This window comes from Marinomonas alcarazii (genome assembly GCF_003208215.1).
Classification (GTDB): Bacteria; Pseudomonadota; Gammaproteobacteria; order Pseudomonadales; family Marinomonadaceae; genus Marinomonas; species Marinomonas alcarazii.
In genome coordinates this window covers 74,171-95,787 of sequence record NZ_QKLW01000010.1, presented here as the reverse complement: position 1 = coordinate 95,787, position 21,617 = coordinate 74,171, and the positions used below count along the sequence as shown (strand labels likewise).

Annotated in this window: 23 protein-coding genes and 1 pseudogene; 7 read left to right on the top strand and 17 right to left on the bottom strand. The window is 42.6% G+C overall.

The window, feature by feature from the left end; translation table 11 throughout:
* Positions 1-52: 52 nt before the first annotated feature.
* From rpoZ to DFP75_RS16210, 3 genes are all read right to left on the bottom strand, one after another.
* Positions 53-277 carry a DNA-directed RNA polymerase subunit omega gene (gene rpoZ / locus DFP75_RS16220; protein WP_110577095.1) on the bottom strand — a complete coding sequence of 75 codons (225 nt, stop codon included), beginning with the start codon at positions 275-277 and terminating at the stop codon, positions 53-55.
* A 57-nt stretch (positions 278-334) separates the two neighbouring features.
* Positions 335-958 (bottom strand): guanylate kinase, encoded by a 624-nt coding sequence (gene gmk, locus DFP75_RS16215; protein WP_110577094.1) that lies wholly within the window; start codon positions 956-958, stop codon positions 335-337.
* A gap of 470 nt (positions 959-1,428) precedes the next feature.
* Entirely contained in the window at positions 1,429-2,631 is a 1,203-nt protein-coding gene (locus DFP75_RS16210; protein WP_110577093.1) for an MFS transporter, read from the bottom strand.
* 96 nt (positions 2,632-2,727) lie between these two features.
* Here DFP75_RS16210 and DFP75_RS16205 point away from each other — a divergent pair, with 96 nt between their 5' ends.
* Positions 2,728-3,537 carry an AraC family transcriptional regulator gene (locus tag DFP75_RS16205; RefSeq protein ID WP_245927077.1) on the top strand — a complete coding sequence of 270 codons (810 nt, stop codon included), beginning with the start codon at positions 2,728-2,730 and terminating at the stop codon, positions 3,535-3,537.
* Between the two features lie 23 nt (positions 3,538-3,560).
* Here the strand turns inward: DFP75_RS16205 and DFP75_RS16200 are convergent, their stop codons facing one another.
* From DFP75_RS16200 to DFP75_RS16190, 3 genes are all read right to left on the bottom strand, one after another.
* A complete protein-coding gene (locus DFP75_RS16200) occupies positions 3,561-4,175 on the bottom strand; it encodes a LysE family translocator (RefSeq protein ID WP_110577091.1) in 615 nt (204 codons plus the stop codon).
* 74 nt (positions 4,176-4,249) lie between these two features.
* A complete protein-coding gene (locus DFP75_RS16195; RefSeq protein WP_110577090.1) occupies positions 4,250-5,179 on the bottom strand; it encodes a LysR family transcriptional regulator in 930 nt (309 codons plus the stop codon).
* A 79-nt stretch (positions 5,180-5,258) separates the two neighbouring features.
* Positions 5,259-5,576 carry a DMT family transporter gene (locus DFP75_RS16190; protein WP_110577089.1) on the bottom strand — a complete coding sequence of 106 codons (318 nt, stop codon included), beginning with the start codon at positions 5,574-5,576 and terminating at the stop codon, positions 5,259-5,261.
* 107 nt (positions 5,577-5,683) lie between these two features.
* Between DFP75_RS16190 and DFP75_RS16185 the strand changes: the two genes are divergently transcribed.
* Complete coding sequence (locus DFP75_RS16185; protein WP_110577131.1) at positions 5,684-6,577, top strand: LysR family transcriptional regulator; 894 nt, start codon at positions 5,684-5,686, stop codon at positions 6,575-6,577.
* Between the two features lie 65 nt (positions 6,578-6,642).
* Here the strand turns inward: DFP75_RS16185 and DFP75_RS18720 are convergent, their stop codons facing one another.
* A complete protein-coding gene (locus DFP75_RS18720) occupies positions 6,643-6,777 on the bottom strand; it encodes an entericidin EcnAB (protein WP_110577088.1) in 135 nt (44 codons plus the stop codon).
* A gap of 316 nt (positions 6,778-7,093) precedes the next feature.
* Between DFP75_RS18720 and DFP75_RS16175 the strand changes: the two genes are divergently transcribed.
* Complete coding sequence (locus tag DFP75_RS16175; protein WP_110577087.1) at positions 7,094-7,921, top strand: ion transporter; 828 nt, start codon at positions 7,094-7,096, stop codon at positions 7,919-7,921.
* A gap of 57 nt (positions 7,922-7,978) precedes the next feature.
* Here the strand turns inward: DFP75_RS16175 and phnE (DFP75_RS16170) are convergent, their stop codons facing one another.
* The 4 genes from phnE (DFP75_RS16170) to phnD are packed head-to-tail and all read right to left on the bottom strand — an operon-like array spanning position 7,979 to position 11,308.
* Entirely contained in the window at positions 7,979-8,788 is an 810-nt protein-coding gene (gene phnE / locus DFP75_RS16170) for a phosphonate ABC transporter, permease protein PhnE (RefSeq protein ID WP_110577086.1), read from the bottom strand.
* Positions 8,776-9,564: a phosphonate ABC transporter, permease protein PhnE gene (gene phnE, locus DFP75_RS16165; RefSeq protein WP_110577085.1), complete on the bottom strand. Its 789-nt coding sequence runs from the start codon at positions 9,562-9,564 to the stop codon at positions 8,776-8,778. Before phnE (DFP75_RS16165) ends, phnE (DFP75_RS16170) begins: the two co-directional genes overlap by 13 nt.
* Positions 9,564-10,358, bottom strand: a complete 795-nt coding sequence (phnC, locus tag DFP75_RS16160; protein WP_110577084.1) for a phosphonate ABC transporter ATP-binding protein — start codon at positions 10,356-10,358, stop codon at positions 9,564-9,566. Before phnC ends, phnE (DFP75_RS16165) begins: the two co-directional genes overlap by 1 nt.
* A gap of 8 nt (positions 10,359-10,366) precedes the next feature.
* Positions 10,367-11,308, bottom strand: a complete 942-nt coding sequence (gene phnD, locus DFP75_RS16155) for a phosphate/phosphite/phosphonate ABC transporter substrate-binding protein (protein ID WP_110577083.1) — start codon at positions 11,306-11,308, stop codon at positions 10,367-10,369.
* Between the two features lie 260 nt (positions 11,309-11,568).
* Here phnD and DFP75_RS16150 point away from each other — a divergent pair, with 260 nt between their 5' ends.
* Entirely contained in the window at positions 11,569-12,999 is a 1,431-nt protein-coding gene (locus tag DFP75_RS16150; RefSeq protein WP_110577082.1) for an amidohydrolase, read from the top strand.
* 389 nt (positions 13,000-13,388) lie between these two features.
* Positions 13,389-13,688, top strand: a complete 300-nt coding sequence (locus DFP75_RS16145) for a hypothetical protein (protein ID WP_110577081.1) — start codon at positions 13,389-13,391, stop codon at positions 13,686-13,688.
* A 217-nt stretch (positions 13,689-13,905) separates the two neighbouring features.
* Here the strand turns inward: DFP75_RS16145 and DFP75_RS16140 are convergent.
* A pseudogene (locus DFP75_RS16140) lies at positions 13,906-14,052 on the bottom strand (AAA family ATPase); the annotation flags it as partial.
* Positions 14,053-14,586: 534 nt separating this feature from the next.
* Here DFP75_RS16140 and DFP75_RS18465 point away from each other — a divergent pair.
* Both DFP75_RS18465 and DFP75_RS16130 read left to right on the top strand, forming a co-directional pair.
* Positions 14,587-14,751, top strand: a complete 165-nt coding sequence (locus DFP75_RS18465; RefSeq protein WP_181417044.1) for a hypothetical protein — start codon at positions 14,587-14,589, stop codon at positions 14,749-14,751.
* 47 nt (positions 14,752-14,798) lie between these two features.
* Complete coding sequence (locus DFP75_RS16130; RefSeq protein WP_110577079.1) at positions 14,799-15,005, top strand: hypothetical protein; 207 nt, start codon at positions 14,799-14,801, stop codon at positions 15,003-15,005.
* A 343-nt stretch (positions 15,006-15,348) separates the two neighbouring features.
* Here the strand turns inward: DFP75_RS16130 and DFP75_RS16125 are convergent, their stop codons facing one another.
* The 5 genes from DFP75_RS16125 to DFP75_RS16105 form a co-directional block, all read right to left on the bottom strand.
* On the bottom strand, positions 15,349-16,644 hold the full coding sequence (locus DFP75_RS16125) for an McrC family protein (RefSeq protein WP_110577078.1): 1,296 nt from the start codon (positions 16,642-16,644) through the stop codon (positions 15,349-15,351).
* Positions 16,641-18,209, bottom strand: coding sequence for an McrB family protein (locus tag DFP75_RS16120; RefSeq protein ID WP_110577077.1), 1,569 nt, complete (start codon positions 18,207-18,209; stop codon positions 16,641-16,643). Before DFP75_RS16120 ends, DFP75_RS16125 begins: the two co-directional genes overlap by 4 nt.
* Before the next feature lie 9 nt (positions 18,210-18,218).
* A complete protein-coding gene (locus DFP75_RS16115) occupies positions 18,219-19,337 on the bottom strand; it encodes a DNA cytosine methyltransferase (RefSeq protein WP_110577076.1) in 1,119 nt (372 codons plus the stop codon).
* Between the two features lie 38 nt (positions 19,338-19,375).
* Positions 19,376-19,570, bottom strand: coding sequence for a plasmid-related protein (locus DFP75_RS16110; RefSeq protein WP_220032649.1), 195 nt, complete (start codon positions 19,568-19,570; stop codon positions 19,376-19,378).
* A gap of 618 nt (positions 19,571-20,188) precedes the next feature.
* Positions 20,189-21,517, bottom strand: coding sequence for an ATP-binding protein (locus DFP75_RS16105; RefSeq protein WP_110577075.1), 1,329 nt, complete (start codon positions 21,515-21,517; stop codon positions 20,189-20,191).
* Positions 21,518-21,617 lie beyond the last annotated feature (100 nt).

Genomic DNA, 21,617 nt, shown 5'->3' with positions numbered 1-21,617 from the left:
ACTAGGCCGAACAGAAAGTGCGATGGATGTGATATGAGCGACACCATAGAGATTAAAACTCGTGTAATGGACGCTTTTGTTGATCAACATTATGCAAATTGATCAAGTTCTCAGCAATTTCACGAAGTGCAACTACAGTCACTTTATCGCCTTCTAAAGGCACTTTTGCGTCTTCGCCGCCAGTAGCAAGTTGACGAGCGCGTTTTGAAGCGACCATCACTAGTTCAAAGCGGTTATCAACGTTTTCTAAACAATCTTCTACGGTAACTCGAGCCATTTTGACCTCTGTGTTCGGTTATCTATTTTTCCAAGGGTAATTCTACTTAACGGCTTCTTATAATGACAAGAGATCATTTATAAGATTGCCATGTTTTTCACGCATTACTGTGGTTTTCGAGCGCATTGCGGTGAAAATCGACTGTAATTGCGAAAGCGCCGTATCAAAGTCATCATTTACGATAGTAAAATCGTATTCATCGTAGTGTGACATTTCGTTTATCGCTTTACTCATACGTCTTTGAATCACGTCGTCAGAGTCGGTTCCTCTTCCGCGCAAACGTTCTTCTAACGCCTGCAAAGAAGGAGGGAGAATAAAGACGCCAATTGCTTCCGGATAAAGTTGACGAACTTGGCGAGCGCCTTGCCAATCGATTTCTAAAATGACATCTAAACCTTGTTCCAGCATGCTGAAAACAGAGTTTTTTGACGTGCCGTAATAGTTATCAAACACTTGAGCATGTTCGAAAAACGCGTCTTCGGCAATCATATCTAAAAAGTCTTCGACGTCAGTGAAATAGTACTCTCTGCCATGCTCTTCGCCTTTTCTCGCTTCGCGCGTGGTATGAGAAATGGAAATTCGCACATTGGTGTCTTGACTTAGCAACGCCTTATACAAGGTCGATTTACCCGCACCAGATGGCGCTGATAAGATGAATAAATTGCCTTTATGTTTGTCCATAGGGTTCTTTTAATCCGCCTGTCGATGTCTTTTCAACGTTTTACTATACCACAAACATTTGCTTTAAATGTCTGATATTGCCTTATCGGATTTTATCGAAAAATTCATGTTTTTATGTGCTTTGTGAAAAATTCTTCTATGACAAAAAACTTTCCATTTAGGGAGGCTTTCTTAAAGGGTATGTGAATAGGTCATTACCACGAGACAATCATTCTAAGACTTTAAGTCTAACAATGTCACATTAACTTACCTATATTAGCAGCGAATTTAAAAGTTCTAGTGTGGGGGGTAAGGTAATTAATATTTGAAGTGGTTAGCTTAATGACGAATAAGGCTAAAGAAATCCCCTGAAATGTATCGAACTCAAAATGGTAATCAGTGGCTCTTTGCTCTAAAAAGCCATATTAACCATTCCCTTGGAGCAAAAGATCGTAGAAGAAGAGTCTTAATTCTACGATCTTCCGGGGAATTTAATGGTTAGGCTTAGGGCTTGCCATCCAGCCTAATGCCATCCAAATGACGCCAATGCTCAGCATGACATAAAGTGGCGCAGTCCAGGATTGGTGCCAATCGTAAAGCGCACCAATCAACACCGGACCAATGGCCGCAAGTGTATAACCAATTAATTGTGCCATACCAGACAGGGCCGCCGCTTGCTTTGGACTATTCGTTCGCAAACTGACGAATGACAAACCTAAAATAAAGCCCATACTAACGCCGAAACCAAAAGATACGGACCAAACACCAGACCAACTAGGGATGAACAAAAAGCCAGCTAAGCTTAACGTTGTTAATCCAGTGGCAAACAAACATAAGCGCCTATGGCTGCCTAAACGATGAATGAAGGGGGCCAAAATAAGCGATGGAATCGCGCCTGCTAATTGCAAGTAACCTTGGTATAAACCTGCGGTTGAATCGGTATAGCCATTATTCATTAGAATTGCAGGAACCCAAGCCACAACCACATAATTGACCAAGGAATTGACCGCCAAAAAACTTGCTACTTGCCATGCAGTGACAGAGCGCCAAACGGACGTTGATATTTCAACGTTACCAGTTTGCGGTGGTTGATGCTGGGTTATTTTGCAGCTAAACCAGACTGCCAGAGGCAACAGAATCAACAAACTCTGACAGGCCAGAGCAAACGACCAACCACTCATTGGCAGATCAAAGCTGGGCTGTTCGGCATATAAACTCAACGGCACAGCAAGGCTCGACATCAAAAAGCCGCCGATACTCATCATCAGCACATAAATGGCCGTGAGCTGAACCACATAATTTGGGAACTCACGTTTTAGCAAACTTGGTAGCAAAACATTACCAATGGCAATCCCAGCGCCAATAAATATCGCGCCCACATACAAACTACCGATTGAACCAAAAGCGCGAATGATCATGCCAATGGCGATCAATCCAACGCCTGATGCCAAGATCCGCTCAATGCGAAAGTGGCGAGTTAGCCAAGACGCCACCGGTGCAAAAAAACCAAAGGCCAACAATGGCAAGCTAGTGAGCAAGCCAGATTGGGAGCTGCTTAAATGGAGATCTGCACTGATTCTATCTAATAATGGCGGCAAGCCTGTCACTGGCCCGCGCAAACTCAGCGCCACCAAGAAAATGAACAAGAGTAAAAAGGCTGCGTCGTGTTGCGCTAATTTTTGTAATCGTTTCATGGTGTCCGTTTCGAAAAAGAGGTTTTCTGGAAATATTGTCGGTTCGCTATTATATGGGTTACTCTGCTTGCTGAATTAAGCGACTTGGACAATAAATTGCGAAATACAGACAAAAGCATTTTTGAGACACTGACAGACCTTTGTTTTGCGGATCATTATCCGCATCGCGTTCTTGTCTTGCGCTCGCAATCCGTTCCACATAGCGAGGAAACACCTTGGCATAAACATCAAAAAGGCCAACTTGTGTTACCGCTCACGGGCGTTGTCACTAGCTTTATCGATGACAAAATGTGGCTTGTGCCGCCTCGTTGCGCCGTTTGGATTCCCAGTAATGAAATGCATCGTAACCAGATCTCGCCCAATGCCGATGTCTGCATGCTGTTTGTCGATGGTCGTGATTTACCTTTGCCAGAGACGGCTTGTACCTTGACGGTTACGCCCTTTGTGCGGGAGCTAATATTACATCTGCATTCGCAACAGCGTTATGAAGAAACCGACCCAGCGACAGATCGACTTGTTGATGTCTTGATTGATCAGCTCATTCAGCTGGAACGGGAAGAGTTTGATTTTCCCATACCTGACGAGCCAACATTGAATCGTCTCGCACTTGAGCTGATTGCCAGACCGAATGAAAAGCGCACATTAGGTGAATGGGCAAGCGATTTTGCCATGAGCGAACGTACGTTGGCGCGAATGATTAAGCGCCATGTACAACTGACTTTTGGTCAATGGCGGAGTCAGTTGCACATTGTCCTTGCCCTGCAAAAATTGGCGATCAACTTGCCTATCCAAACCATCTCTGAAGAGCTGGGCTACGATTCCGTCAGCGCTTTTATCACCTTCTTTAAAAAAGCACTGGGCAAATCCCCAAGGCAATATCGAATTGAACGTTGGGGCAAGGAATGACACAGCGCCTCATCGTGGTGGGCTTAGACCGTCTTCAGAATATACAGCGCCAAGAAAATTAATGACAAGCCAGATAGACGATCAATCCACATGGCTTTGCTGCGCAATTTTTCCAAGAAATGCACATTCGATAACAGGCATGCTATCAAGGTGTACCAAAGACCATCCACCAGCCAAGGTGTTGCTACCATAAGCATTTTTCCACTGACCTGATGGACTTCGGCAACAAAAGGGCTGAATAGCGCGGCAAAAAACAAGGCTATTTTAGGGCTTAAAATCGAGACCAGAAAACCTTCTTTGGCTGACTGAAACACACTAACGCGAGTGCCGGATTCCAGTTTGGCCGCAATGCCACCTTTGGAACGCAGAGCATTCACACCAAGGTAAGCCAAATACGCCGCCCCCGCGTAACTGATGATATTAAATAGCAAAGGCAACTGATGGAAAATCACCGCCAAGCCAAGCATAGACAGCAATGCGTACAAGCCAATGCCCGTTGCGTGCGCCCAAGACGTAGCCAAACCGTTTGCTCGACCACCCGCTAAACTGTGTTTAATGACCATCGCGAGACTTGGCCCTGGTGAGATGGCGCCAAGTAAACAAATGGTGAATAGGGAAAACCAAATAGACAGTGACATACGCTTGCTCCTTAATGATGGAAGCAGATTAGCAAGCCCTTAGTATTATATGAAATCATATTTTCTCATGATGGCTATGATTTTGCGTCATAACCAATGGAGTAAGTGGCTTCTGACATTACCTGCAAAACAAGGCTTCTGATCCATAGGTGAGAAGGGTCGTTGTCGTATTTAGCATGCCATAAGAGCCAGTACTTATGACGTGGTGTAGTGATGGGAAGGGGTTTATAGGTAAGCGAGAAGTGCTTTTTTAAGTTTCGGGCAATGTGCTCTGGAATCACCATGAGGTGCTGACTTTGACACAGCGATTGCGCCGCCGCATAGAAAAATGGCACTTTTAGCGCAAAACGGCGCTGCTTTTGTAGATTGGCCAATGCTTCATCCACGTAACTGTCTTTGTCGCCACCACCGATCACTTTAATATGCGCGTAAGCGAGTAGATCGGTCACACTTAAAGAGTCTTGCTTAGCCAAAGGGTGGGCACGGCTCATTACGCAAACTGGGACGTCTTCACCTATTTGAATAGAAGACACACCTTCTGGTTGTGTCGGAGACATGCTTGATGCCAATTGAATATCCGAGGTAGCAAGTTGAGGCAATAAATCCGGCTGCCACAAACGATACTGTATGGATACATTGGGGGCTTGTACCGCCAAGGCTTCGAAAATATTGGGCAAAATATACTGCGCCACATAATCGCTGGAAGAGAGCACAAATTCCCCATGCCACTTTTCCGGATCGAATGCTTCTTCCACCAGTAAATCATCCAACTCCAGAAACCAATGCGCTAACTTTGCTTGCAGCTGCAATGCTTTGGGTGTGGGAATCAAGGTATTGCCTTCGCGAATGAGCAATGGATCGGCAAATAAGCTTCGTAGTTGACTGAGTTGGCGGCTCACCGCCGATTGCGTCAGATTCAATTTATCGGCCGCGTGGCTAACATGACGCTCCTCTAGCAACACCTTTAAGGAACGCAACAAATTTAGGTTAACACGGTGGATCATCTCGATAGGCTCACAGGCTGAAGAGTGGTCAGCTTATTTTTCGGCTTTACTCACCATAACGCAAGGTGAATTGCCCAACTTAATGGGCAAACTTTAACACCACCACGCCAAGGATAATCAGCAGTACGCCCATGTAGCGAAGCAAGGATGTCGGATCGCCATAAAACCAAATACCTAGCAGAAACGTACCAGATGCACCGATTCCTGTCCAAACCGCATAGGCGGTTCCCATGGGAATTTCTTTCTGTGCCAACCAAAGCAAGGTACCACTGACCGCCATAAAGAAAATGGCAATAGAAATCCCCAACAGTTTTGATCCTCCTGATTGCGCCATCTTTAGCCCAACAGGCCAACCGATTTCTGTTAATCCTGCCAGTAGCAAATACAACCAACTCATTTCCATTACTCCATACTAAAAATATTCGCATTCATGTGGGCGAAGTTGCTTTTTATAGTATCGATATTTATGATGATAAAAAGTTATTAACTATCGATATTTTTCATATGTTAAGTCTTGAACAAATTAATATGTTGGTGTTGTCCGCTGAATTAGGGTCTTTTTCAGCGTGCGCGAGAAAACTAGGCAAGGTTCAGTCCGCCGTGAGCCACGGCATCAGCAGCTTAGAAATAGACTTGGGGGTTGAACTGTTTGATCGCACCTCTCGCAGTCCAAAGCTAACATCAGAAGGGGAGCGCTTAATTCGCAGTGCGAAAGCGCTTTTAGCCCAGTCCCATGAGTTTGAAAAAATTGCCGAATCCATTCATCGACGCGAAGAAAGTGCGCTCACCATTGCCATTGATGATGCGTTAATCGCCCCTCATGTGTCGTCGATATTTGCGCTATTTGCTCAGCAATTTCCTTATGTCCAGCTAGACATCGTATCCCTTGCTTCTCCCGATATTACCGAAGCCGTGGCGAATGGTAATATTGATATGGGGATTATGTTTTCAGAGGTAGAAGCGAACAAGCAAGTTGATTTCTGCTACGTGGGCGGTGTGGACTTTATTGCTGTTTGCCACTGTGACTTTCCTTTGGCAGAGCTGAGCTTATTGTCGGAATCTGACCTTGCACCCTATCGGCAAATAGCCGTTCGTGGTTTTTTTAAAAAAGAGTCGCAAGCCTTAATCAGCATGACGCCAAACGCATGGTGGTGTACAAGTAACTACGCGGTTTTAGAGTTGATACAACAAAAAATAGGTTGGGCGTATTTGCCCTTATCCTTGGTTCAACCATTCATCGAAACCGGTGATATTCATAAAATCGACGTGACTTTTGACCACAAGCCTTGGTCTGTTCCTGTGGATTTGGTCTCCAAAAAAGGCGCGAACCGCGGCCCCGCTTACCAATGGTTATTTGATGCTTGTAAAAATGCGTTTTCTGCGGACCTTTGTATGTGAAAAAGCCCGCTTTTACATAGCGTAAAAGCGGGCTTTAAAATACGGTCATGACTTATAAAAGTGACTTATTCAGTCGCTTCATGAATCGTTTCTTTCGTGCTGTTGTACGCTTTTGAGGAGTCTTCTTTCACGCCTTCCCAAGTATTTGCGCAGCCAGCTAATGCAAGTGTTACCGCAATGACTAATAATGGAAACTTCATGTTCAAACCTCTTTTTGTTTGGAGTTTTTACAGAGTAACAAAAAGCTTTGTAAAGGGTAATCCACTATTTTGATTTAACTTAGGATAAGGCGTTTTAACGTTCTACTGACCAGTTTGACTGAATATCACGAGGATATTTCTTTGATCAGTAGACTGTTTTTGTGTGTGCTTGGTATCAAAAGATTAAGCAAAAGCGGGCAGTCATAATCCTCTAATTGCCTAATTTGTTTACATCAAAATAGATTGATCTTCTTTGGCCTTGCCATAGAATGGCATCCATTTACTCCCTGTTTAGAATGTTTAAATTGAGGTGATCATGTCCAGTACACTGTTTGTGCCTGCGAATTCAATTCGTCAGCGTTTAAAGGTGTTTATTGAAAACATCACGGTACAGCGTATTTTGCTGGCATTTATTTTAGTTAATGCGGTGATTCTAGGGTTAGAAACCTCGTCAGATATCATGGCTGCTGTTGGTCCGTTTTTAATCGCCTTGGACAAAGTTATATTGGCGGTGTTTGTGGTGGAGTTAACCATCCGTTTATTTGTGCATCGCTTGGCTTTTTTCAAAGACGGCTGGAATGTGTTCGACTTCATTGTGGTGGGCATCGCGCTGGTTCCGGCGAGTGGGCCTTTCGCTGTATTGCGTTCACTCAGAGTATTGCGAGTGTTGCGTGTTCTGACTTTTGTCCCATCGATGAAGAAAATAGTCGGAGCTTTGATTAAATCCCTGAATGGCATGTTATCTATCGCTATGGTGCTGGGGCTTGTGTATTACGTGGCTGCGGTCATGGTGACTAAGTTGTTTGGTGAGGCGTTTCCTGAATGGTTTGGCAGCCTAGGTGCTTCGCTGTATACCTTGTTCCAAGTAATGACTCTAGAAAGCTGGTCAATGGGGATTGCGCGGCCTGTCATGGAAGCTTTCCCTTATGCTTGGGCGTTTTTTATTCCATTCATTCTGATCGCCACTTTTACCATGCTTAACCTCTTCATTGCCGTTATCGTCAATGCTGTACAGACCATGCATGATGATGAACACAAAGACGAGATGGATGAAGAAAAAGCGACTCAAAAACAGCTAATGGAGCAAATGCAGCAGCTCCAGCAAGAATTACAGGCACTGCGTCGCGATATGAATAAATCGTAGGAACGAAAAGGAACCCATTTGCACCATTAGGCCGTGAGATCTAATGGTGCTTTTGGTTTAGATAAGTAAGCTGCGTACTTTTGCCGAGAAGTATTCCGATACGACCACGGTGGCAAGGATCACAAGGATGATCAGCGTCACTTGAGGCCACGCCAAAGTATTCAGTGACGAAGACAAGAACAGGCCGATGCCGCCCGCGCCAACAAGCCCTAAAATCGTCGATTCACGAATATTAATATCCCAACGGAAAATCGCGATGCTCAAAAAGGCTGGCAATATCTGCGGGATGATCGCGTAATTGATCACCTGAAAGCGTGATGCGCCCGTGGATTCGATGGCTTCTACGCTGGTGCCATTGGTTTCTTCAATGCTTTCATAAAGCAGCTTGGCGACAAAGCCAATAGAACGTAAACCGATGGCAATGATGCCCGCCAAAATCCCAGGCCCTAAGATAGACACCAGCAGCAATGCCCAAATCAAGGAATTGATAGAGCGCGATGCCGCGATGATAAACAGCGCCACAGGGCGAACAAACCTAGTTGATGGTGTGGTGTTTCTGGCGGCCAAAAAAGCAACGGGAAACGCCAGTATCACACCAAGCAATGTCCCCAACGTGGCGATATTGAGCGTGTCCCACAAGGCTTCATACAGCTGATTGATATAAAGCCAGTTTGGCGGAAACATGCGGCTAAGAAGATCTGCGCCTTGCTCGGGAGCATCGTAGACAAATATCCACATGGTTTCTTCGTTCATCACCTGCCAGCAGTAAACGGTTAGCAACACAGTGATAAACCAGAACCCCCAGACGATCCGCGCGTGGCGACGGTTATTGCTATGCCAAAGCGTCGATTGATCTAACTGACCCATTTTCTAATCCATCCTGATAAATATTCGCACGCCATAACAATGACAATAATGATAAGAAGAATGGCGCCTGCGGAATCGTATTCGTAGCGATCGATAGCGGTGTTCAAAGTCGCGCCTATGCCACCCGCACCGACGATGCCGATAACCGCCGATTCACGAAAGTTGATATCAAAACGATAGAAAGACAGACCAATCATACGCGGCATAACTTGCGGCCAAATTGCCATGTGAACGCGCTGCAACCAAGAGGCGCCAGTGGCACTGATGGCTTCTAACTGCTTGCGGTCAATGCCTTCGATTTCTTCGGCCAGCAACTTACCAAGAAAGCCGATGGTGGCATAAGTCAGCGTTAGGAAGCCGGCAAACGCACCGAAGCCAAACAAGGCAACAAGGAATATCGCCACAATGATTTCTTGCATAGAGCGCGACAAAGCAATGAAAGCGCGGCAAAACAAATAAATCGGCTTAGGCGAAATATTGCGAGCGGCGCCAACGCCAAAGGGCAGCGAGAGCAAAACACCCACCACGGTGGATGTTACCGTCATCGTCAGGCTTTCTAAAATGCCTGCGTAGATGTCTTTTGCTCGGCTGGTAAAGTCGGGCTGTAAAAAGCCAGAAAGAAATTTAGCGCCACGATCTAACCCTTCGTAAGCGCGCATCCAGTTCACCTCGACACTGCCAATACCAACGACTAAATAGGCGATAAATATTGCCCAAAGCGCTAAGCGCCAGCGCTTATTTGGGACGAGGTAATGCGGCCTTTGCCAAGTGCGCATTAAGCCACCTCCGCCTGTTCAAGCTCTTCCACATCATCCTGAGGCGTAGGGTGCCAGTCTTCGTCACCATAAATGCGTGTCAGCACTTCTTCGGTCAGCTCGTCTGGTTTGCCATCAAAGACGACCTCGCCCCCTTGAAGACCGATAATACGATCCACAAATTGCTGAGCTAATGGAACATCGTGAATGTTGATGATCGCCGGTAAACCGTTTTCACGGCAGATGGACTGGATTAGTCGCATGATTTGACGTGAGGTTTTCGGGTCTAAACTGGCCGTTGGTTCATCGACCAGAAGAAGGCGTGGATCCTGCGCGAGGGCACGAGCAATACCAACACGTTGGCGCTGCCCACCGGACAGTTCATCCGCACGTTTGTTGGCGTGATCGATTAAGCCAACACGGTCTAAATATTCAAAGGCATTGTCTATGTCGTTGCTCGGGAACTTACGCAAGAAGCTGCGCCAAAACGGCAAGTAACCCAAGCGACCAGATAACACGTTTTCCATCACGCTTAATCGTTCGACCAGTGCATATTCTTGGAAGATCATGCCGATTTTACGACGTTGGGTACGCATTTGGCTGGTGGATAGCTTGCTAAGACAAGCGTCCGCCAAGTAAATGTTGCCTTCGGAAGGTTCGATCAAACGGTTTATACAGCGGATTAAAGTAGATTTACCGGCCCCACTGGGGCCGATTAATCCAACAATTTCTCCTTCAGGTACTTCAAAACTAATGTCTTTCAGTACCCAAGGGCCAGTTTTGTAGCGTTTCTTTAAATGTTCAAGTTTTAACACGTTATCGCCTATTTGCAGCTGTAAGAAACGCCATTGGCAGTATCAATTTTACGAATGACATTCCAATGTTCTTTGAAGGTGATAGGCAAGAATTGATCTTCATTTTTGAATTCTTGCTTCAGCTTGCTGCCTTCCCAGTTAAACGTGAAAAACGCTTCTTTGATCTTATCTTGCAGCTCTGGTTTTAGGTTGTATGCCACGCCATAGCCTGTAGTCGGGAAGGTTTGTGATTTGTAGATGGATTTAATTTGTTCAGATTGCACTACATCACGAGAGATCATGCGTTTTAACACAGAGTTGGCGACGGCCGCAGCAGGGTAGTCTTTGTTGGCAACACCCAAAATAGAGTTATCGTGTTTGCCAGAGAAAACGGGCTCAAAGTCACGTTCTGGCAGCATGTCAAAATCGGCTTTCAAGATGGCAGAGGGTGCTTTAAAGCCGGAATTGGATGTTTGAGACGTGAATGCCAGCTTCTTACCCTTAATGTCTTCAGGTGAATTGATGCCTGAGCTAGGGTAAGTGATGATTTCCATCTCATAACCAAATGAACCGTCGGCTGCTGCCATCATAGCGAAGGGACGAAAGCCTGCACACGCAACAGCTAGAGGGTTTGAACCTGTGTTGAAACCCGCAACATGAAGACGACCTGCACGCATTGCTTCAATTTGCGCCGCGTTGGACTGTACTGGGTAGAATTTTACCTTCTTGCCCGTTACGTCTTCCATGTGCTCAAGAAAGTCGGACCAAACATCTTCGTATACCGCTGGATCTTCTACTGGTGTGTAGGCAAATATTAGCGTGCTAGGGTCAGTTAGCTGCGATTTGTCCGTTGGGATATCCGCCACGAGATCGTTATCGTTATCAACGTAGCGGCTATCTAAAGAAAAATCCGCATACGCAGCGTTAGCCGCGATAACAGAGGAAAAAGCGAGAGTGCAAAGGCGTTTCATAAAGTCTTCCTTACCCATGAGAGTGTATTGAATTCGATTTAGTAGATCGGGAGCGTGACAGCCACTCTAGCGTGAAAATATGACACTTTGGTGACGATATGCTGACAGGGGAAAAGCCTAGATTGTTTGCAATATTAATTAGCTAGGGCGAGGTGTAAAAATATTATCCCTATATATCAACTGTCTATATTATAAATAGTTATATAGGTATTATTAAAATACCGAGTTACCTAAAGATTAAAAAACAGTAAGGTTTAGCAATGAAGTTTCAATATTTGGTTGGGATCGCCAGCGTGTTTTTTCTCGCTGGTTGTACAACAATGCCTCGCGGCGACAACGCCGATCTTATTATTCACAATGGTCAAGTTTTAACCATTAACACCGAGATGGAAGTGATTGATGATGGGGTTGTGGTGGTGAAAGATGACACCATTATCGCCGTCGGTGGTCATGAACTAATGCAACAATACCAAGCGCAAAAGGTGATTGATGCCCATGACGGAATCATTATGCCGGGAATGGTGAATGCTCATAACCATCTTCCTATGATTGCCTTCCGAGGACTGGGGGAAGAGGGGATCTCGAATCGTCTATTTGCCTACTTCTTTCCGCTTGAAGCACAAAAACTCAGCCGTGATTTAATTTACAACGCCACCAAGCTTGGAGCGATAGAACTGGCTCAAAGTGGTGTGACGACTTACGCCGACATGTATTACCACATGGATGAAATGGCTAAGGCCACCAAAGAAGTGGGCTTGCGTGCTGTGCTGGGCGAAACCGTGATTAAATTCCCTGTGGTTGACGCAAAAACACCCTACGGCGGCGTGGAGTATGGCAAGAAGTTTGTCGAAGAATACAAGGGTGACGCTTTGATCACACCGGCTTATGCGCCGCATGCGATTTACACCGTCAGTAAGGAAAAACTACAAGAGATTCATGCACTTTCAGAGCAGCAAGATGTTCCTGTATTAATACATGTGGGTGAATTTCCTAACGAAGAAAAACGCCTAGAAGGCGAAACTCAAGCAAAAACGCCCATTGAGTATCTATCTGAAATAGGCGTACTGGATCAACGCCTTGTGATTGCTCATGGTATTCATTTAACGCCAAACGATCAGAAACTCTTAAAAGAGGCCGACGTTGGGATTGCATATAACCCAATGGCGAATGCCAAAGGCGCTACAGGGATTGCACCCGCTTGGGAAATGTATCGTGCAGACATGAGAATAGGTTTGGGAACCGATGGCCCTATGAGCTCTAACCAAGTGGATTTGGTCAAAACCCTAAGCTACGCCGCCAATATGCAGCGCCTAAAGTATTCTGATCGTACTATTATGATCCCTGAGCAAGTGATAGAAATGGCCACCTTAGGCGGCGCCAAAGCGCTTCATATGGAAGACCAAATTGGTTCTTTGGAAGTGGGTAAAAAAGCCGACATTGCCATTTTTGAAACCCAGTCTGCCAACATGATGCCCAACTACAACCCATACGCGACCTTGGTGTATCAAGCTAATCCAAGCAACATAGATACCACGATCGTGAATGGAAAAGTGATCATGGAAAACCGAGTTATGCAGACAGTTAAACTGGACGATATTCGTGACAACGTCGATGCCTTTGAAGCAGACATCGCAGAATTCGCCAAAGAACTCGCCAAAAAAGCCATTAAATCAAAAAGTTTAATGGACTGATTTTCTCGTCATAAGACATCAGTGAACAAAGGTGACAGGCTCAACGTCCTAACAAAGCTAGGGCACTGGATCTGTCACCTTTTTTAATGAAATATTATTCGATTTCTTGAATCTGCGCTTATTGAGTAGAATCCTAACCCCACTTAACTCAATACCTAACCTAAAATTAACCATTAGAAAATGTCCGCTATTCCATTCAAAATGGATATTATGGTGTTTCTTTCTTACCAGTGATGATTGACGAGACAGAGCTGGTCAACAGGTTGTTGGCTATAAAAAATTTTGTGTGGATCTCAGGTAGCTATTTTTTCCTTGAGTTGTAAAAAGGGCCTGGTTTTTATGGAAGAATGCTTTATTCTGTATGTATATACAGTATGGAGGCTGAAAATATGGAAAATTTAAAACTTGGCTTTAACGCAAGCGATTTGCCTGTCGCACTTACGAACAATACGTCACCAAACGATATTTGCACGTCGTTCTACTTTCAACAGAACGATGCTTATTACCTCCTTTGGGTGGAACACCAGAACCCACAATACCGCGAGAACGAAGACTCCCCGAGATATGCCATCAGCTATGCTGTCAACGAGGGCGACGATGAATCGCCGGAGATCTACAGCGATTCATCAAGGGCTGATCTTTTTCAGTCTGAGCATGTTAGTGAGTTGGTTAGGTATTTTTCTGGCTAATTTACTTTGGAACAAATGGTAGTTTTCTTTTGTTCTTCCGCTTCACGTAAGGTTTGTACCATTTCCTGTGCAAGTAAGTGCGTTGATAACATTCACACATACCGAGTTGCCAAATTGTTTGTATATTTGCACTTGAGATACAGCATTAAAAATAAAACGGGTCAGAGTTAAATTAAGCTTAAAGTCACTTTGTGTCGACCTCGGCTCGCAACGTTTTTTACCAGTTCTGTGGTAAATACTGGGTGAAATACAAAGGCATCACGATATTGGTTTGCTCTAACGCTGATGAGCCTTGTGTGCCAGTGAGTTTGAATGTTTTGCTTGGTGCGCATTTATCGATGTAAGACGCGAGTGACTGCTTTTTTACGTGCATAAAAGTGTAAGGTTGTTCTAGTCGAGTATAAAGCAGTCCCTCAACAGTTCCCTTTCTTCTTTGCGGATACCCATTTGTTGGGCAATGCCGCATCGCTTCATCGCCAGAGTTAAATTCCAAACCAAATCATAGATCTTAACCAAACATGTCGACTTACGTAAGGTATGAGTAATGTTTGCTTCTACATAATGCGGTTTTATAGTCTTTAATACATTTTCATTCAGAATAACTATATTGGATTAGGTAAACTAGATTTGTTGGGCGGGGTAAAGATGAAAGGCTTGAAAGCATATAGTGATAAATTAAATAGTTCTTCAATAGCTGCTAGCCGCCTATGCGGGAATGCTACTTTGGGGTGGATACCTTTATTTTTTTATAGGAGTTAATACCTTCAATATCGCAGTAGTATTATACGCAAGTTTAGGTTTATTTTTTGTTTATACCCCGACTAGTGGCCTTTCTAAACTGGTTGGCAAGTTAGGGTTTGTTGGAAGCGCTTTTTTAGTGTTGATTCTAGGTATTCTTTTGTCGATTTTTAAAGTCGATAATACTTTTGCCATTGTAGGCGCATTGTTTGTCGCTATGGTGCTGGGTTTGGTGTCAAAAGTGTTTGTCTCTTTTGTGCCTTCATCTACAACAAATGGTGCGACTCTATGGGGAATGACTGCGCTATTTTTAACGCCTTTCTAGGTATATTCTGCCCTTTCAGTTTTGCAATCGCTTTGTATTGGATGAAAATGGTAAGCCAAGAAAAAGCCTATGGTGAGCAGCATCCAAATTATTCTAAAAACAGAGCAAGAATGAAATTGGAGGAATGCAGTCATTACAAAGCAACTCCAACGGCTTTTGTTTCGGTCAAAAAAAGTGATAGTCAAACAACATCAGACTCTGCCCCTTACATTAATGATTATAATAATTTTACTTTCGATTATACTGAACATTAAATTAATGAACGCTGGTAGAAACTATTCTTTTATAAAAAAGGCTTTCTTTTGAAAGCCTTTTTTATTTTAACTCTATTACTCTTTTTTACCGTTTAGTTTACCGCTTCGAATGTTCGATTGCCTCACGGTAATTTTGGAGCAATATTCCTTTTGTCTGTTCGTCACTTCCGAAGTAATCCCTGTCGTAGCTGCGATTCATCCTAACTTAATCGCTGTGTACAAGGCTGAGTTGTGGAATGAATTTTGGCATTAATGCTTGTCTACATCACTCAATATTCTGAATCTGAATGTTGATATTCTCACTAAGCTTTTGATAACAATAGATTTGTTTTTTTATTTTTTGCTATATGTCACCTATGATGTCACCACTTATCGTGTTGGCGATCAATTGCATTAGCTTCTCTTGCTCTAGTTGCAAATTTTCGGCTGATAAATCGATGAATATCTCGTACACGTCTATTGTGTTTTTGGAACCAATACTTCCTAGTTTTTCAATATAAGTTTGTCCGTTCTTAGATGGTAGAATTAGAGCTGCTGTTTTACAGCTAAAACTCAGAGCGTGTGAGATAACTTGGTAGCGATCACTCTCTTTTGATGAAGGCTTGTACTTCGCATCTGCAATGAGCAGAGTTCTATATTGATCTTTTATGATTATATCTGGCTTTGCCGTTCCGGTTGCGGTGCCAGGAGGGTCTAAAAACTGCTTTTTACCCTCATCATTACCATCGAGAATTAATATATCTTCCCCAATTACAGTTTTATACTCTCTCGTTGTGTTTAAGAGAAACTGCTCAAATATATTTTCCATATCTACGACAAAGCTGTTTAAGTTCAGTGTAGTACCATGGTTGTCAAAATCTATTCCTGTTCCTGTAATTATCAAACGACAAACTTCGCATATATTAATGTAGTAGCTTCGTAGCATTGGTATCTTATTATTTTTTATGATGGAGAATACCTCTTCCAAAAAATTAGAGTCAATTGGAAATTCAACTTCTTTGAATCCATCATAGAATTGGATAAGGGGCTTGTAAATATGCTCTTGTTTTAGTAAGTCTGGAGGAAGGTTTGTCAGGCAATAATGAATAGTGAACTTTATTAGCTGGTTAAGGGGAGTGTTTGAAGTATGTTCGAAAAAGGAAGAATATGCTTTATGAAACTTACCATGTCCCCACAGCTTCCTGATGGAATTAGCTGTATCCAATCGACCTTTTATATTTGAAAGCTCATCATTTCTAAGCAGATATTCTTTGTAAATACCTTCATCGTATAACGTTTGTAATTCCGCAATAAAGCTTTCAACTAGAAACTCATAGACTATTTCTGGGGTGTTTTCTTTCTCATTGTATTTGCGGGAAAAATAGCTAAGTGAACGAAATTTACCTTGGGCGACAGACACCATCGTCGTAAGGTTTTTGATAGAGAACTTAGGTCTGATATCTATCGCTAAATCTGTTGTTACAGGTATTACACCTATATAACCTTTAGCTGCAAGACTTAGTTTATTGTCTCTAGGTTTATAATCTATACTAAAGTAATTTTTAACTTGAGGGAGAATATTTAATTTCCCCCCATCTTTAATAATTTCTGATATATCTACGTCAATTGGAGAGCGTTCGGTTCCAATTATGATCTTCACTTGATTCTTTCCTTTCCATCCTCACTTATGATTTCTAAATAAGAGTTACGAATTTCTTTAAAGGCGTCCTCTTTGTATTTGAACATTTTCTCAAAAATAAATTTTAACTTATGATTCCAAAGAATAATTAGATCCTCTTCAGATTTGATGTCTTTAAAATATGTATGTCCGAATCCATGTTCTGAAAACTTATTGAGAGTAATGAAAAAGTTAACTAATTTCCCAATTGTAACTCCTTTAACAGAGTTATTAGTCAAAAAAGACTTGAGGATATCTTTATTTGGAGCTAACTCAATGACCTCAAATCGTCTTTCCATAGCTGCATCTAGGTCGATAACAGATTTATCATATGGATTCATAGTCGCCAAAATTATGACATTTTGAGGAACGTAAAACTTTTCTTCGGAATAAGGAAGTATGAACTCAATATCTCTATAGTCAGCTTCTATGTATGTTAACAGTTCGCCAAATATTCTACTTGGGTCACCGCGAGTGAACTCATCTATAATTAAATAATAATTATTGTCTATATCACTTTTAGCTTTTAGGCAAAGATTTACAAAGGTCTTAAACTTTGGTTTGAAAAGTGGTTCGGTTCCACCTATAGAGCCTGTTGCAACCAGCCCTTCAATGAAATCTTCATATGAATAAGATTGATGGAACTGTACTCTGGATATTCTATTGAAATCACCATCAGCCAGTTTCATAGCAAGCTTCAGGGCATACCATGTTTTACTCGTGCCGGGTGGACCACTTAGAAGAATTCCTTTAGAGCCACGTTCTAGAAGTTTACTAGCCGCTATATAAACCTCATCATCATCACTTAAATTGTTTTTAAGTACATGAGCTTTCTCTTTTACTGTGTTCTCGTCAGTTGCTTCTGTTTGCAAAGAAAGAATATTTTCTAGACTTGATTTCCCATTAGCTAAATGAGTTGTGCATGCATTGATAACTATTGCCAACTCCGACTCGGTAGGAAGAAGCTGTTCAGCTATACTGGATGTGTAAATTGATCTGAGTTTTTTTTCTAATTCGACCGCGAGTTCCGAAGTAGTGACCTTTTCGGATGTCAAACTAAAGTCTTCGCCTCTAAATAGCCAAAGGGAAAGATAAGCTCTTATTTTCTCAATATTGAAAGCTGATTTTAAGTTCTCAGTTATGTCTTCTGTGAGGCTTACTACTTCGTTATCCATGTGAAGTAATGGCTTTGGTCGACCGGGGTACTCTATGCTATGAGAACGACTATCTTTCAATCTAGTTGTATAAAAGTTGCTGCGAACGCCAAAATCGTTCCGCTTTGCGAATTCTACATCAAAGTCAATTGTGTAATCACCGTCATCACTTAAGGATACAACTCTACTAACTGCATTAATAAAATCTGTCCTAGCTTTGTTGTCATTGACTTGAAGGCTCACTGAGTCGGTATTGTTTTTTTTCATTAGTTCGCAGGAAGCCAATAAGTGTCGTAAAGCGCTTACTTTTTCCTGCCGAGATTTTCCCACCGAAGGGTCTATTTTTTTTAAACCCTTATATGCAGCAAGAACGAATTCCTCAGAAAAGTACATCCATGTCCCCTAGAATAGTGAAAGAGATATTTTTTGGTTGCTAATTGGTTGATTAACATTGAGTAATGTACTTTCTATCTTGCTTCTCTTCAACTCTGTAACAGCAGTATTCTTAAAATAGCTTTTGAGTTGCATACCAATTTTTTGAGCAATCAGCGGTGGGACTGCATTTCCAATTTGTTGATACTTCGATTTGATCGTTCTACCTTCAAAAATAAATTCATCCGGGAAAGTTTGGAATCGAGCGATTTCTCGCACAGAATAGATTCGATCCTGAGTAGGATGCCAGACTCCAGCATTTTCAGGTTTGAACGCTGCTGTAATAGTCCCTTGTATCTCATCTCTAGCATATCGTCGAAAGAAATTTGGATAATGATATTTAGCCATATTATCTCTAATTTTCTTCCATCTTTCAGGCAGTACATCGTAAGCGAGACTCTTCCAAGATCCACCTTCAGGAATCATAGAGCCATAGTGCAAAGCTTGAGGATTTAACTTCATTAGCTCTTGCTGGTTAGGCAACTTATCGTTTATGCCCTTCAATGTTGCTTCAATGCACAAATCTTTATCATCAACAACCTCTGGGAAAACATGGTCAATATAGTTTGCATTTTTGATGGCAATTAGAACCACTCGAATTCGATTTTGAGGAACCCCAAAATGGCTCAGGTTCAGCAACCTGTAGGAAACATGATATCCATAGTCTTTTTCTAACCGACTTACTAACTCATCAATTAGTTTTCCGTTCTCGGTTGTAGTGCTAAGTAAGCCTCTAACATTCTCGAACACAACTGCTTTAGGGGATAATTTATCTATGAACTTAAACGTATGCTCATATAACATTCCACGAGGATCACTTGTTCCCTTTCTGGAACCTGCGTTTGAAAATGGTTGGCAGGGAAAACCAGCTACAAGAACATCCGTATGTTCGAAGGTTGGTATATCATATTGGGCTATATCGCCCCTATTTATAGGGCCTATATTCTTCTCGTAGGTATCACAAGCATCTTCATCAATATCATTGGCCCAAACAATTTCATAACCTGCCTGCTTAAAGCCTAGATCCATGCCACCACATCCAGAGAAAAGGCTCACTACTTTGTACTTGGATTCTATCTTATCGCTCATATTCAGTTCCCCAAAATATATACTGTCTATATATACAGTTATTTGTTAGTTTTTCCAATCTTTTTAGCCATTTCGAAAAGATCTTGTTGGGTATCAACGATATTTTCTTCCACAAAAGCTTTCATAAACTGTCTTAGGACCAAAGACGCTGGTAAATCCTGACTTCTGCATGCTGCCAAAAAGTCATCATGTAGCTCAGGTTCTACCCTAATTCTCATGGCTGCTGATTTCATTTCTGTAGATCCAATGTGATAACAATGTGTATCCAAAGTGTACACGTTTTCATGATTACTGTCTAAGGAATATGCGAACAAGTTGGTAAAAATATCTCAAGTTACTTAGTAGTAGAGATATTTTGCACTTTGAGGCTCTTTGATATTGAAAACTCTGGAAAGCCCACCTTGAGTAGCAGTCTTATCTTGTAAGTTTCCCTACTAAAGCGTTGTTTTGGAGAGGAGTAAAAATTGTGGAAGTGAGTAGTTATGCTAGCCTTCAGCTTTCGAATTATACTTCTCATTAAATTACTAAGAATTTTGCCGGGCGAGCAAGTTTGATCGGCCAACCATTCTTGCTAATAGGGTGAGTGTATTAGGAGAGAGTGTGTAGGCAGGTTTAGGATCATAGTTACGAGATGCTATGAGTTTTCATTGAGTTTGAGCGCAGAAATTTCAATTTGCCCAAATTGTAAAGTTAGGGCAAGTATTATAAAGGAACCCGCATGCTCCTCTATATTTGTTTTACTAGTACAGCCTGAAATCTTTGATATCGTTGTTTAGCACATTGAATAAAACGGGTCAGAGTTAAATTACGCTTAAAGTCACTTTGTGTCGACCTCGGTTCGCAACGCTTTTTTACCATTTCTGTGGTAAATACTGGGTGAAATACAGAGGCATCACGATATTGGTTTGCTCTAACGCTGATGAGCCTTGTGTGCCAGTGAGTTTGAATGTTTTGTTTGGTGCGCATTTATCGATGTAAGACGCGAGTGACTTTGCGCGGGTACGTTTACCACTTTTGACTTCCACAGGGACGATATCGCCTTCATCGGTTGCCAAAATAAATTCGATCTCGGCGCGGGCGTCATTCCATGAATAGCTTGGGTCAACGCCAATAGCAGTGAGCTCTTGTTGCACAAAGTTTTCAGCCACATAGCCTTTGTAGTTATAAGCAGAGAGTTCGTAGTTTTGTTGCTTAATCTCTTTATAACTACTGCCTAGCATATGATTGAGCAGGCCCACATCAAACATAAACAGTTTAACCATATTTTCTTTTTTATAGGCTGCCAGTGGTGATCTTGGCAGCCCTTCAATAGGGTAGTTTGGCAAGGCTAAGCGGCAGCAGTGAAGCCAATGGATCGCGGTTTCAAAGTCGCTATAACGAGATTTGCGCTCATGCACATGCTTAAATTTAAAGCGTTTAACCGATTCATCGCTGACAAGTGATAGCTGGGCTGGAATGCTATTAAATACTGATTCAATCAGTGTGGCGTCTACCTTGCCCGCGTACTTACCAAAATCGCGACGATAACCTTCAAGTAAATCCGCATGAATTTTAGTGACTTTTTCAACCCGATCTAAAATGCTGGCGTCTTTAAACTGATACCAAGCAGAAACGGCTTCTGGCATACCACCGGTAAAAAAGTAGTCTGTTAGTTTATCCATCAATTTAGTGTGCACAGCGGGTGTGCTGGCTTGACTATCAAACGCTTTGATCAGCGCTTGCTCGTTGGATGCGTAAATAAATTCTTGGAAGGTCAGTGGTCGTAAATTGTATTGTTCTACCTTGCCCACAGGGAAGGTGTTGAGTAAGCCAATGTTTGAGCCGCTGGCTGCGACAAAATAGGACGGTGCTTTTTCAGCAAAATACTTAAGCGAAGTAACAGCGCGTTCACATTCGCCAATTTCATCTAATATCAGCAGATCGGTTTCTGGATTGAACGCCTGATTGGTTAAAAGCTCAATGTTCATTAATAGCTCATCAGGTGACAGTGAGCCATCGAACGCTTCTTTGTAGACGGGATTTTCAAGAAAATCGATACGAAGGATGTTGGCAAAGGTGTTACCAAACAATTCCTGCAGCAGATACGTTTTACCTGTTTGCCTTGCACCATCAATCAATAACGGCTTGCGAGCAGGTTGGTTTTTCCATGCTATTAGGACGTTGAGTAAGTTGCGCTGCATTGTTATTTCCCGCCAATTAAGATTGTTAACGGTCTATACTATAACTAATTACACACTTTTATGCGCATAAAAGTGTGTAATTTTGCTTTTTTACGCGCAT

Coding starts and splice junctions, on each gene's coding strand:
- rpoZ (WP_110577095.1), bottom strand. CDS start 277: ATGGCTCGAGTTACCGTAGAAGATTGTTTAGAAAACGTTGATAACCGC.
- gmk (WP_110577094.1), bottom strand. CDS start 958: ATGGACAAACATAAAGGCAATTTATTCATCTTATCAGCGCCATCTGGT.
- DFP75_RS16210 (WP_110577093.1), bottom strand. CDS start 2,631: ATGAAACGATTACAAAAATTAGCGCAACACGACGCAGCCTTTTTACTC.
- DFP75_RS16200 (WP_110577091.1), bottom strand. CDS start 4,175: ATGTCACTGTCTATTTGGTTTTCCCTATTCACCATTTGTTTACTTGGC.
- DFP75_RS16195 (WP_110577090.1), bottom strand. CDS start 5,179: ATGATCCACCGTGTTAACCTAAATTTGTTGCGTTCCTTAAAGGTGTTG.
- DFP75_RS16190 (WP_110577089.1), bottom strand. CDS start 5,576: ATGAGTTGGTTGTATTTGCTACTGGCAGGATTAACAGAAATCGGTTGG.
- DFP75_RS16185 (WP_110577131.1), top strand. CDS start 5,684: ATGTTAAGTCTTGAACAAATTAATATGTTGGTGTTGTCCGCTGAATTA.
- DFP75_RS18720 (WP_110577088.1), bottom strand. CDS start 6,777: ATGAAGTTTCCATTATTAGTCATTGCGGTAACACTTGCATTAGCTGGC.
- DFP75_RS16175 (WP_110577087.1), top strand. CDS start 7,094: ATGTCCAGTACACTGTTTGTGCCTGCGAATTCAATTCGTCAGCGTTTA.
- phnE (WP_110577086.1), bottom strand. CDS start 8,788: ATGGGTCAGTTAGATCAATCGACGCTTTGGCATAGCAATAACCGTCGC.
- phnE (WP_110577085.1), bottom strand. CDS start 9,564: ATGCGCACTTGGCAAAGGCCGCATTACCTCGTCCCAAATAAGCGCTGG.
- phnD (WP_110577083.1), bottom strand. CDS start 11,308: ATGAAACGCCTTTGCACTCTCGCTTTTTCCTCTGTTATCGCGGCTAAC.
- DFP75_RS16150 (WP_110577082.1), top strand. CDS start 11,569: ATGAAGTTTCAATATTTGGTTGGGATCGCCAGCGTGTTTTTTCTCGCT.
- DFP75_RS16145 (WP_110577081.1), top strand. CDS start 13,389: ATGGAAAATTTAAAACTTGGCTTTAACGCAAGCGATTTGCCTGTCGCA.
- DFP75_RS16130 (WP_110577079.1), top strand. CDS start 14,799: ATGGTAAGCCAAGAAAAAGCCTATGGTGAGCAGCATCCAAATTATTCT.
- DFP75_RS16120 (WP_110577077.1), bottom strand. CDS start 18,209: ATGTACTTTTCTGAGGAATTCGTTCTTGCTGCATATAAGGGTTTAAAA.
- DFP75_RS16115 (WP_110577076.1), bottom strand. CDS start 19,337: ATGAGCGATAAGATAGAATCCAAGTACAAAGTAGTGAGCCTTTTCTCT.
- DFP75_RS16110 (WP_220032649.1), bottom strand. CDS start 19,570: ATGAAATCAGCAGCCATGAGAATTAGGGTAGAACCTGAGCTACATGAT.
- DFP75_RS16105 (WP_110577075.1), bottom strand. CDS start 21,517: ATGCAGCGCAACTTACTCAACGTCCTAATAGCATGGAAAAACCAACCT.